Origin of the sequence: Niallia sp. 01092, assembly GCF_052318935.1 — a bacterium.
GTDB lineage: Bacteria > Bacillota > Bacilli > Bacillales > Cytobacillaceae > Niallia.
On sequence record NZ_JBQRKO010000021.1, the window covers coordinates 63340 to 74625 of the forward strand.

Genomic DNA, 11286 nt, shown 5'->3' on the forward strand with positions numbered 1-11286 from the left:
GGGAGGTGAAGAAGTAATGTTTATACGATCGATGACGATTTATGGCTACGGCAAGTTGGAAAATAAGTCATTTGCAATTGATGATTCCTTGCAAGTTTTTTTTGGTGAAAATGAAGCAGGAAAATCGACTATCATGAGTTTTATTCATAGCATCTTATTTGGTTTCCCGACAAAACAGCAAATAGAACTTAGATATGAACCGAAGCACCAGTATAAGTATGGAGGGAAAATGACGGTCTTTTTTCCTAAACATGGATTGGCCACCATTGAACGCGTAAAGGGAAAAGCGCAAGGAGATGTAACCGTTACGTTGGAAAATGGCAGAAGAGGACAGGAGGAATTGTTGGAAGAGCTGCTGAGGGGAGTAGATAAAGGGTTATTTCAGTCTATTTTTTCTTTTAATCTTCAAGGCTTGCAAAATATTCATCAATTAAAAAGTGAGGAACTTGGAAGGTTTTTGTTTTCAACAGGTATAGTTGGTTCTGATGCCTTATTAAAAGCAGAAAATGATTTACAGAAGGAATTAGATCAACGATTTAGGCCGAATGGGAAAAAACCGCAGCTTAATAAAAAATTAGTGTCTTTAAAAGAAAAGCATCGACAGTTAAAAATAGCAGAAAAAACGAATAGTCAATATGAACAGCTGCTTGAGCAAAGACAAAACATAGAAGAATCGTTAAAAGCAGCAGAGGAAACGAAAGAAGAGGTAGAAAAAGAGAAACGTCTTTTAGAAGAATGGATCAAAATAAAACCTATTGTGAATGAAAGCAACCAATTAAAAACACAATTAGAACGCTACAAAGAATCATCCTTTCCGTTGGATGGTTTAAAAAGATGGGAAAAAACAAAGGAACGAATTCTTGCGATTGAAAGCAGCATGCAGCATATTGATAACAAATTAAAAAAGATAGAAGAAGAACAGAAGGAATTGGCACCAGATTTTTGTTTGCTGGATAAAGAGGGAGAAATTGTCTATGCAATGGAAAAGCTCCCTGTAGCTGAGCAGTGGACGAGCCGGATAAACTCGCTGCTAAATCAGGCGAGTGCAATAGAAGCAGAGCTTCAAGTAATAGAAGAAAAACTGCATATCGTAAATAAAGATGAACTGATTAAAAGCAATACGAGTGTTTTTTTAAAGGAACAATGTGCTCATGCGAATGCAAAACAAAGGCGGTTAAAAGAGCAAAGGGAAGAGTTGGATCATCGTTTAAATGAAGAGCAAAAGTTGTTGGAAAAGCTTGAAAAAGACGCCCAAGAGCAAGAAAGAGTACTATTATCGAGCGACAAAAGAAAACAATTAGAAGAACAGGCTGATGCTGTCCATAAGTATTCCTTTTATAAAGAAAGAAGCGGCTTTCTTGAAAAAGAGCTAAGCGACATAAAAAAGCAATTAAAACAGAATCAAAAAAAGAGAAAAAATGAAATCGTGCAATGGAGCATTTTTACTCTTTTTTGGCTGATTACAGCAGTGTTAGGAGTTTGGAACGATAACAGCTTGTTTATGTTTGTTGGTTTAATAGCAAGCTTTATTGGAGGGGTGTTGCTGTTTCGCAGCAGGCAGCAATACAAAAGGGAATATTCCTTATTACTTAAAAAATTACAGGAAGTAAAAAAGGAATGGCAAACTGTTCAAAACATATTGGATAAAAAAGAAAACAGTAATCTATCTTACGTAATACAAACACTGAAAGAAGATGATGATAACCGCGAAAAATCGACGAGATATAAGGTGAAATTAGAGCAGCAAAACGAAAGTTATGAAAAAGTGCTTCGAGGTTTTGAAAAATGGGAGCAGGATATGAAAGAGCTTGAAGTACATTTAAAAAAGCTAGGAAAAGATATTGGCATTTCAGAAGACGTGGCCATGCATTTTATTGAGGATGCTTTTTTATTATTAGAACAATGGAAGAATAAAAGCAGAGAAAGAGATCGTATTCAAAAAGAAATAGCGGCAATAGAGACAGACAGGAAGGAAATAGAGCAAACGATTATTCAGCTGTATCAAGCTTTTTTTCCAAAAAAAGCAGACAGCATACAAAATATGTGCTTTCATTTGAAAGCGGCGATAAAAAACGAAAATGAAAAGAAAATTCGCTGGAATGAAAACGCTAGAAAACAAGCGGAATATAAGAGAGATATAGAAGGATACGAAGCAGAGTTATCGATCTACTTATCAGAAAAGGAGCAATTATTTCAGCTTGCAGAAGTAGATAATGAGGAAAGCTTTCGAGAACGGGCCAAATTAGACGAAGAGAAAAAACAATACATGGCCGAGCTTGCAGCAATACAGCTGCAATTAGACCGCTCCGCTTTCCAAAATGAAAAAATAGCTAAATATAGGACGATAGAAGAACCAGAAATGGAAGTAGAACAGAAGGACAAGCAAATCAAAGAAATGGCTGTAAAAAGCAAACAATGGATGGAAGAGTTGGCGAAATTAAACTTTGATATTGTACGGGTTGAAACGGGTGGTACATATACAGAGCTGCTGCATTCCTATAAACAATTAAAAGCAGAGTTTGAGGAAGAGGCAAAAGAGTGGGGAAAATATGCTGTTGCAAAACAGTTCCTTTCGCAAACCGTCGAGCAGTATAAAAACAAACAATTACCTAAAATGCTGCAAAAAGCAGAAGAGTACTTTACGTATTTAACAGAAGGAAAATATAAAAAGATTATTCCGAAAGAGGATGGTGCAGGCTTTCTAGTAGAAAGTAAGGATCAAATGCTCTTTGAAGCAAAAGAATTAAGCCAAGGGACAACAGAGCAGCTTTATGTTTCCATCAGACTGGCGCTTGCCAAAACATTTTACCGTAAATATCAGCTGCCAATTATTATCGATGACAGTTTTGTAAATTTTGATGAAAAAAGAACGAGCAGGGTTATTCAGCTTCTAAAATCTAATGCGGAAAATCAGCTGCTTTTTTTTACTTGTCATCCTCATATTGTGAAACATTTTCAAAAGGAAGAAGTTTTATATCTATCTGTTGCACAAGCAAAGTATGGCAGTTAAGAAATAGTAAATCATTTCATGTTATACTACTTTTGGTATGTCGGTTTCTTAACAAATGAAAAAATAGAAAAAATACCATATAAGGGAGCGGAGTTAATTGAGTAAAAAAGGAGTACTCCATTATGAGGTTGGAGAACAAATTGAGTTATTTTTATTAATAAAAAGTGCGACAAAAGGAATTGCAAGCAATGGCAAACCTTTTATGACACTTATTTTTCAAGATAAAAGCGGAGAGATAGAAGCAAAGCTTTGGGATGCAACAGATGGTGATGAACAAAGCTATCGAGCAGAGACGATTGTAAAAATTAATGGAGATATCCAAAACTATCGCGGCAGACTACAGTTAAGAATACGCCAAATTAAATTAACGAATAAAGAAGATAATGTTCGATTAGCTGATTTTTTAGAAACAGCCCCGCTAAGCCAAGATGAAATGATGGGAAAAATAACGCAGTATATATTTGAAATGCAAAATTCTAATATACAAAGAATGACAAGACATTTAGTGAAAAAATATCAACAAGCTTTTTTGGAATACCCAGCAGCGACCAAAAATCATCATGAGTTTGTATCAGGGTTGGCTTACCATGTTGTCAGCATGTTAGATTTGGCAAAGGCGATAGCGAACCTTTATCCAAGCTTAGATAAAGACCTTCTGTATGGCGGCATTATATTGCATGATTTAGGAAAAGTATTAGAGCTTTCTGGACCGATTTCTACTGTTTATACGGTCGAAGGAAATTTATTAGGCCATATAACGATTATGGTGAATGAAATTGGCAAAGCAGCGGAAGAATTAGATATTCATGGAGAAGAAGTGATGATCCTCCAACATATTGTGTTGTCTCATCATGGCAAAGCAGAATGGGGCAGTCCAAAGGCGCCATTAATTAAAGAAGCAGAGATTATCCATTATATTGACAATTTAGATGCAAAAATGAATATGCTCGATCGCGCGTTGGAAAGAGTGAAGCCAGGTGAATTTACAGAACGGGTTTTCCCATTGGAAAATCGCTCGTTTTATAAACCTACTTTTCATAAATGATGCAATGGAATAATCTACTTTTTCTAGCATAGGATGAAGTATAACTAGTAAAGGAGTAGATTTACGATGTTTAGTATTCCTATGTGGGTTTTATTTGTATTCGGTGGCATTGTCGTCAGTGCTTTTATGGCTGTGAAAACAGGCAAAGAAGAAAGAAAGCTGGAAAATGAAGGCATTGAAAGAGAAGGTGAAGAATATATGAAACGATTAGAACGAGAAAAAGAACGGAGACATAAAAATAAAGAGGAAAAAGTGTTTGAAAACTAATAAACTTGTTTCGGCAAGCTAAATTCTCATCTTGTTAAAAAGTCCACCAGAGCTTCACTTAGAAATATGGGCATTACTGCAGCGTTAATATGGATAAAAAAGGTCATCTATAAGAGGAATGAAGCCCTCTATAGATGACCTTTTTTTAAAAGATAAGAAAGTATAAGTTTTCTGAAGTCTGATGGGTGTCTAGCTCCAGCGCCCTATCGACTTCAACGCTTCCCTCACCTCGTCTACGATAAGTCAACATCGAATCGCTAAGCTCTTCGTGTTTCCTTTATCTCTGAAAGGTACACAATCTAAAACCGCCAAGTCCTGTGGCAACGATTGTGTAATCCACATCCTGTGGACCTCAGCTTTTTCTGTCGATGAGCAAGGGCGCTTCCGCTTTTCTTATTTCTGTGTATCTGGAGCAGCAGGAGTATCTAAAATGCTTTTTAAGTCTTTATCTTCAATTTTTACATTCGCATCTTTGATCTCTTTTTGCATTGCTTTGCTGATATCTTCATTCGTCAGCTTGGACACTTTTAAGTCAAAGGCCATTTTATCTTTTACATCTTCGTATTTGCCTTTTTCTTTCTTGTCTGTTACTTGGATAATATGATAGTCATGTTCCGATTTAACAGGATTGCTGATTTCATTTACTTTTAAAGCATATGCTGCTTTTTCAAATTCAGGAACCATTGCGTTTGCGCCAAACCAGCCTAAATCTCCACCCTTGTCTTTGCTTCCAGGGTCGGTAGAATACTTCTTCGCCAAGTCCTCAAATTTCTCACCTTTATCAAGCTTTTGCTTTACTTCTTTTGCTGTCTTTTCATCAGCAACTAAAATATGGCGTGCTTTAATTTCAGGCTTGTACTCATCGTAATATGCTTTAATTTCATCATCTGTTACTTTTACTTCTTTAACAGCTGCTTTTTGTTGTAGTAATCCAGTTTTAAAAAACTCGCGTAACTCATCTTCACTATTGTATCCGTATTGTTTGATAACAGTTAAAAATTGATCTCCATATTGACCTTTAAGTTTATCTACTTGCTCGTTTACTTCTTTATCAGAAACATTATATTTCTTTTCTAATACTTTTTCATAAAGCAATGGTTGCAGAACTGCTGCACCGTATTTTTCTTTCATTGCATCATATAGTTCATTTTTTGTAATGTCCCCAGCATCCGTTTTAACAATTGCTTCGGATCCATCATTGCTGCATGCACTAAGACCGATTACACTTGCAGCTAAAGTAAGGGATAATATCCATTTTTTCAAGTTAAACACTCCCAAGTTAGTTTTTCGATTTCAACATTCCTACTATATCATAAATAGTGAAAAGAGCAAAAGTTATTGTAATAATGTTAGCCAAAAATGGTGAATTTTATTAGTAAGTTTAATGGGTAAATCGTTATTATTGGAACTGTCCTTTGTTAAGCATTTTTTTTCTATATATATAAACGAATAACCATTAATTGAATACAATATGTTAGCAACCTTAAAAGGAGGTGTTACTATGGGTCATTCATACGGTGGAGGCTTTGCTTTAATCGTTGTATTGTTCATCTTATTAATTATCGTGGGTGCTGCATGTCTGTAATATTTGCCAAAACATACTAATTGTCATTGTCTTTTCTAAGTGGCTGCGAAAAATATGTAAAAAGAGATTAGAAAAAGAAAAGTTGTAGTTAAAAGTAAGAGAGAGGAGGAGGTTTCATGTCAGACGGAGGCACGTACGGCGGGGGCTTTGCTTTAATAGTCGTTCTTTTCATCTTATTAATCATCATTGGAGCTTCTTGGTTGTAAGATCAGTAATAAAAGATAAAAAAGGTGAGCATCTGCTCACCTTTTTATCTAATTTTTGTACTTTGATCCCACCTCAGTTTTATATAAAAAGAAGGCGGTGGGAAACTGCTAGTCAAAAACCGATTGGTTCCTTTACCCTTCATCTTAAACGGAAGGAAAGAGGAACTTTATGTTTAATTAAAAAGGATATCAACATAGGAAGAAATCAAAAGAATCGTTATTAGAACATTAATGGTTCGAAACACCTTTGGTTGTTTTTCTTCTGGAATCTCTTTTTGTAAACATAAAGCATTGGTCATTCTATTAATATTGTACAATATTAGAATAGCTAAAATGATAAAAATGGAGATCATCATTGATTCCCTCCTTATCTAACGTAATGGTTGTATGTTACTTACAATATCAAATAACTTTATAAAAAGATAGTATTAACTCTTCTGAATGATGGATAAACTGTTCCATTCATTTGAAAAAATGGAGAATTTAAGTTATTTTATGAGTAATTACCATTCATTAAGAAATTTTATTGATCAGTATTTCAAAACCATCTTCATTTTCTTCTACAAAACATCTGCTTGGTGACTTCCAAAGGTTTTTCATTCGGATAAAGTCAGGGACACAAAGTCCAAAGTGATAAGCAAATAAAATAAGAAAGTAATGGACATAATGTGTAAACAGAAAACAACAAGCAATAAATGTAATATTTAAGACAATAAAAGGTGTAACAGATGAAATAAGAAAATGACCTTTTTTTATTGGCTCACTTGCTCGAATGCTAATTATCGGAAAAAAGCGATACTGAACGTCCATTGTTTTTTTAACTTTATTACCTAAAGGAATCAACGGTAATAAATGAAGCAGTTTATGAACAGGATAAATAAACAATAAACACAGTAAAAAAAGGATAAAATAGTTATCATTTAAACTGTTTTGGGCAAAATAAGTAGTTGTTGGTACGTACAGAAACAGAAACGTCAAAATCATCGTTATAGATGATATGATAAAAAGTCGTTGTAAACCGTATTGTTTATTCATATTAATCGTCTTCCAACAGTTCATATTCATCAACCTCCAAAAGGAGAAATTTACAAATTTATTCAACTCACTTTGATACTTTACGACGAATATAATAAAAAATCAATAGGTTTTTTTAAGTTTATAAAATGTTCAATTTTTCTTATTAACTATTAGATAGTTTAACCAAAAATTTGAACACAAAAAGCAGGAAAGAATAGCTCTCCTGCTCAATAGTCCTTTATCTATCTATAAGTCTGTTATTATTTAACAGGCACTGGTTCTTTTTGTCTAAGCTGCCCGTTCTCTTCTACAAATGAATCTTCAATATTAGTGAAAGATTTTTCGAATATCTCCATAAAATCATCACCGTAAATATGTCTAACAACTGTCATCATTTCCAGCAGTTCAGGAAACTTTCCGTATAATTCTTTAATCGGTAATGCAGCAGAAAAGGCTGCACTATTATTCGGATTATACTCGGCCATAGTGTCTAAAAACAAGGATTCCCCTTTTTCTGTTAAACAAATGTACGTGTTTCTTTTATCATTTTCTTTTTTAGAAAACGTTAAAAGTCCTCTTTCTTCCAGCTTCTTTGAAAAATTAAATGCTGTGGAAACATGCATTACACCAAAATTAGCAACATCAGAGATAGATGCGCCATTTAACTGGTAGGCAATCCATAAAATATGGTGCTCATTGATGTTTAATTCAAATGGCTTAATCCAGTTTTGCCAATCTTTTTCGATCGACTTCCAAAGTGCTTTACTAAGTTGTCCAATTCTTTGTGTAAATAAAATTGATTCCTTCATTGAGTATTGTCTTTCTTGCATCTCCAATTCACCTACTTTTCTATCGTCTATAATCATTATGCCAATAAAACAAAAATTAATAAAGATAAAAATATACAAAATTTTTAAAAATATAAATTTTTTTATTGGAAAGCGGTTGGTATGAATATTTATTATCAATTGCTAATAAAAATACATTAATAATATAAAATAACCTAGCAATATTGGTGTTTATTGTTAAAAAATATTTGTCTAAAAAAATAGATATTTGTTAAAAAAAGTTTAAAATCGGATATTTTATTCCATATAATCCCTTTGTTTTCAAAAAAATGTTTATAGTTAGGGGGATTAGATTGAAGGAGAGATTTACGAAAAATGAATATTTTATAAAACTATACAAAAGATAATTTATATTTTGTATAAAATGATAATTAATAATATGATAACGAAAATACTATATGTAAATAAGTTTTATATCCTTATTCCCTTTAATAATGTTAGGGAATGTTACATAAAATGAGGTTGTGTAATACCTATCGTTAAAAATAGAAGGTTGTTTGTTAGAATATCTTACTTTTTAAGTTGGTTGGTATTTTTTGGGATGGTAAATTTAATTTGAAGGCTGTTTCCGTATAGATTGTTGCTTTTAAACGTGCAGCCTGAATACACTTCGTCCGTTTAGCAAGCGTCGAGCTTCCTCGTCGCATAGACTCCTGTGGGGTCTCGTCTTTCTCGCATTCCCACAGGAGTCTAGCAGATTCCCTTCCTATAAACAATATTATCGTTTAACAGATCCTTCTTTTATTCTGATTTTTAACTATTACTCCGAGCTAAAGCCTATTTTAAGCTTGATTCTAGGTCGTTTACTGTATTTTCTAACTCTTTTAATTCTATTTGCAGCTGTTCTTGATGTGGTTTAATTTCCTGTTTCCAATCGTTTAATGTAACTTTAAGATCCTCAACAAAAGAAAGAATGATTGCTTGTCCTTCTACAGTAGCGGTTGTAATAGAGTCTTTTATCTCGATGATGCTAGTTTTTAATTCATCCATATTGGACAAAAAGGCATTGGTATTATCATAGACCGTTTTTCTAGCTTCTTTTCCAGATACTGGAGTAGAGAGGAGTGTGGTTACACCTGCTGCAATACTTCCAATAATAAATCCAGTTAAAAATGATTTGCCGCTCATTTTCCTCACCTCATTCTTTTTTCCTATTATAACGCATTCTCTTCTATTTTTTCTATTGTAAGGTTAGTTTAGAGAGGCGGTATAAGAGTAATGATAAAGTCGGAGCGAACGAAGTCATTCCAAACGGATACCAATGAAGTAAAGACTTAGCCTGCATTTATGATTACAATTTAAATCAAGCGTAGCTCCGTAATCTTTTCCCAAAATAAAAAATGTGCCCATTTAGGACACATTTTTATTAACTATTTTTTTGTTGAAAGTTTTCCATAAAGGAAGCTAGAGCTTGTACATGTTCTAAAGGAACAGCGTTGTAAATGGATGCACGGCATCCACCAACAGAACGGTGACCATTAAGTCCAACAAAACCAGCTTCTTTTGCTTGTTGTAGGAAATCTTTTGTAATTTCATCAGATTGCAAAGTAAATGTAACGTTCATTTTTGAACGGCTGTCTTTTTCTGCATGACCTTTGTAAAAGCCGTTGCTATTGTCTATTACATCATACAATGCTTGAGCTTTTTTATCGTTTATAGCAGCAATGCCTTCTAAGCCACCTTGTTTTTCGACCCATTTTAATACTAATGATAATAAATAAATAGCGAAAGTAGGTGGTGTATTAAATAATGAATTATTGCTTGCATGTGTTTCGTAACTCATCATTGTCGGTAAGGAAGAGTTTGCTTTGATCAGCTCTTTTTTGATAATAACAACTGTTACACCTGAAGGTCCTAGATTTTTTTGAGCTCCCGCATAAATGACATCAAATTGCTTCACATCTATCGGAGTACTTAAAATATCACTAGACATATCTGCAATTAAAGGAACAGTTAATCCTTCTGGATATGCATGCCATTGTGTACCAAAAATTGTATTATTACTAGTAACATGAAGATACGCAGCATCTTCTGGAACTTTTATTTCTTTTAAATCCGGTATATAAGTGTAGTTTGATTCTTTGCTTGATACTGTAACAGCAGCTTCTCCAATTTTTGAAGCTTCTTTTAATGCTTTTTCAGACCAAGCTCCTGTTAAAGCATAATACCCGACTTTATTTTCTTGTAACAAGTTCATTGGTATCATTGAAAATTGAAGACTCGCTCCACCTTGAAGAAATAGAATTTCATAATCTTCTGGAATAGAAAGTAAAGATGTCAAAAGTGCCTTCGCTTCATTATGTACTGCTTCGTAATCTTTGCTGCGATGACTTAGTTCCATTACAGACATGCCAGTATTATTAAAATTCAACAAACTATTTTGAGCTTCTTGTAGTACCTCTTCTGGAAGTGCGGCAGGTCCAGCGTTAAAATTATATGCGCGTTTCATCTTATTTCCTCCCAATGCATATCCGCTATCGCGGTAAACTAAAAAGACTAATCTAATACTATCAAATTGTGATAATTTGTACAGATAAAAAATAAAAAACCTTTTAAAAATTTTTTTATTTTAAAAAGGTTTTCTTTGTTTATTATTTTTTCAATAAAACAAAAAAAAATGTTGTTTTTCTTACTATTAAATAAAATAAGGCTTCTTCTTAAGACTAGAAGCTTTTATTAAATAATAAATTATGTATGAAAAAAATTTATGACAATTTTTCTTTAATTGTGGCAGCAATTTCCCCAAGCTCTTCATTTGTATACGCATCAAAATTTGTTTTCCAAACAGCTCCAAAGCCATCGCCTTTTCCATAACGTGGAATGATATGCATATGATAATGAAACACAGATTGACCTGCATGTTCTCCATTATTATTTAAAAGATTTAAACCAATCGGGTTATAAGCGTCTTTTATGGCATTAGCTATTTGCGGTACTGCTTCAAATAAGTTTTTGGAGATTTCTGGTGTTAATTCATAAATATCTTTTACATGTGTTTTCGGAACCACTAATGTGTGTCCTTTTGTTACTTGGCTAATATCTAAAAATGCCACTACATGTTCGTTCTCAAAAACTTTTTTAGATGGAATTTCTCCGGCAATTATTTTACAAAAAATACATTCGCTCAAAACAATACATCCCTTTCTTTTTTTCTCTATTTTATCATAGCAGGTTTATCTCGGCAAAAGAATGTTGCTTTAAAACCCGCAGCCTGCATACCCTTCGCTTTCCGTGGGCGAGCGACAAGCCTCCTGATATGAACAAAACTGTCAAGGCCCCTACTCTAAATTAATATCTAGGTTATTTTG

12 protein-coding genes are annotated in these 11286 nt (G+C 33.6%); 5 read left to right on the forward strand and 7 right to left on the reverse strand.

Features of this window, described 5'->3' with window-relative positions; all coding sequences use genetic code 11:
• Positions 1-16 precede the first annotated feature (16 nt).
• From ACTXGU_RS17855 to ACTXGU_RS17865, 3 genes are all read left to right on the forward strand, one after another.
• The gene (locus ACTXGU_RS17855) at positions 17-3010 is read left to right on the forward strand and encodes an AAA family ATPase (RefSeq protein WP_443482887.1); all 2994 of its coding nucleotides are present in this window, start codon (positions 17-19) and stop codon (positions 3008-3010) included.
• 97 nt (positions 3011-3107) lie between these two features.
• Positions 3108-4055: a 3'-5' exoribonuclease YhaM gene (yhaM, locus tag ACTXGU_RS17860; RefSeq protein WP_443482888.1), complete on the forward strand. Its 948-nt coding sequence runs from the start codon at positions 3108-3110 to the stop codon at positions 4053-4055.
• A gap of 66 nt (positions 4056-4121) precedes the next feature.
• Positions 4122-4322 (forward strand): sporulation YhaL family protein, encoded by a 201-nt coding sequence (locus ACTXGU_RS17865; RefSeq protein WP_443482889.1) that lies wholly within the window; start codon positions 4122-4124, stop codon positions 4320-4322.
• Positions 4323-4715: 393 nt separating this feature from the next.
• Here the strand turns inward: ACTXGU_RS17865 and ACTXGU_RS17870 are convergent, their stop codons facing one another.
• A complete protein-coding gene (locus tag ACTXGU_RS17870; RefSeq protein WP_443482890.1) occupies positions 4716-5585 on the reverse strand; it encodes a peptidylprolyl isomerase in 870 nt (289 codons plus the stop codon).
• 238 nt (positions 5586-5823) lie between these two features.
• Between ACTXGU_RS17870 and ACTXGU_RS17875 the strand changes: the two genes are divergently transcribed.
• On the forward strand, positions 5824-5907 hold the full coding sequence (locus ACTXGU_RS17875) for a YjcZ family sporulation protein (protein WP_443482900.1): 84 nt from the start codon (positions 5824-5826) through the stop codon (positions 5905-5907).
• Positions 5908-6023: 116 nt separating this feature from the next.
• On the forward strand, positions 6024-6113 hold the full coding sequence (locus ACTXGU_RS17880; RefSeq protein WP_443482891.1) for a YjcZ family sporulation protein: 90 nt from the start codon (positions 6024-6026) through the stop codon (positions 6111-6113).
• A 173-nt stretch (positions 6114-6286) separates the two neighbouring features.
• On the opposite strand, the gene ACTXGU_RS17885 is transcribed toward ACTXGU_RS17880, so the two are convergent.
• From ACTXGU_RS17885 to ACTXGU_RS17910, 6 genes are all read right to left on the reverse strand, one after another.
• Positions 6287-6466, reverse strand: coding sequence for a hypothetical protein (locus ACTXGU_RS17885; RefSeq protein ID WP_443482901.1), 180 nt, complete (start codon positions 6464-6466; stop codon positions 6287-6289).
• Positions 6467-6626: 160 nt separating this feature from the next.
• Entirely contained in the window at positions 6627-7172 is a 546-nt protein-coding gene (locus tag ACTXGU_RS17890) for a DUF3267 domain-containing protein (RefSeq protein WP_443482892.1), read from the reverse strand.
• Positions 7173-7390: 218 nt separating this feature from the next.
• A complete protein-coding gene (locus ACTXGU_RS17895) occupies positions 7391-7960 on the reverse strand; it encodes an HTH-type transcriptional regulator Hpr (RefSeq protein ID WP_443482893.1) in 570 nt (189 codons plus the stop codon).
• 795 nt (positions 7961-8755) lie between these two features.
• Positions 8756-9106, reverse strand: a complete 351-nt coding sequence (locus tag ACTXGU_RS17900) for a YtxH domain-containing protein (protein WP_443482894.1) — start codon at positions 9104-9106, stop codon at positions 8756-8758.
• Positions 9107-9344: 238 nt separating this feature from the next.
• Entirely contained in the window at positions 9345-10427 is a 1083-nt protein-coding gene (gene serC, locus ACTXGU_RS17905; protein ID WP_443482895.1) for a 3-phosphoserine/phosphohydroxythreonine transaminase, read from the reverse strand.
• Positions 10428-10683: 256 nt separating this feature from the next.
• Positions 10684-11106 carry an HIT family protein gene (locus tag ACTXGU_RS17910; protein ID WP_443482896.1) on the reverse strand — a complete coding sequence of 141 codons (423 nt, stop codon included), beginning with the start codon at positions 11104-11106 and terminating at the stop codon, positions 10684-10686.
• Positions 11107-11286: the final 180 nt, after the last annotated feature.

Coding starts and splice junctions, on each gene's coding strand:
- ACTXGU_RS17885 (WP_443482901.1), bottom strand. CDS start 6,466: ATGATCTCCATTTTTATCATTTTAGCTATTCTAATATTGTACAATATT.
- ACTXGU_RS17895 (WP_443482893.1), bottom strand. CDS start 7,960: ATGCAAGAAAGACAATACTCAATGAAGGAATCAATTTTATTTACACAA.
- ACTXGU_RS17890 (WP_443482892.1), bottom strand. CDS start 7,172: ATGAACTGTTGGAAGACGATTAATATGAATAAACAATACGGTTTACAA.
- serC (WP_443482895.1), bottom strand. CDS start 10,427: ATGAAACGCGCATATAATTTTAACGCTGGACCTGCCGCACTTCCAGAA.
- ACTXGU_RS17875 (WP_443482900.1), top strand. CDS start 5,824: ATGGGTCATTCATACGGTGGAGGCTTTGCTTTAATCGTTGTATTGTTC.
- ACTXGU_RS17865 (WP_443482889.1), top strand. CDS start 4,122: ATGTTTAGTATTCCTATGTGGGTTTTATTTGTATTCGGTGGCATTGTC.
- ACTXGU_RS17855 (WP_443482887.1), top strand. CDS start 17: ATGTTTATACGATCGATGACGATTTATGGCTACGGCAAGTTGGAAAAT.
- ACTXGU_RS17880 (WP_443482891.1), top strand. CDS start 6,024: ATGTCAGACGGAGGCACGTACGGCGGGGGCTTTGCTTTAATAGTCGTT.
- ACTXGU_RS17900 (WP_443482894.1), bottom strand. CDS start 9,106: ATGAGCGGCAAATCATTTTTAACTGGATTTATTATTGGAAGTATTGCA.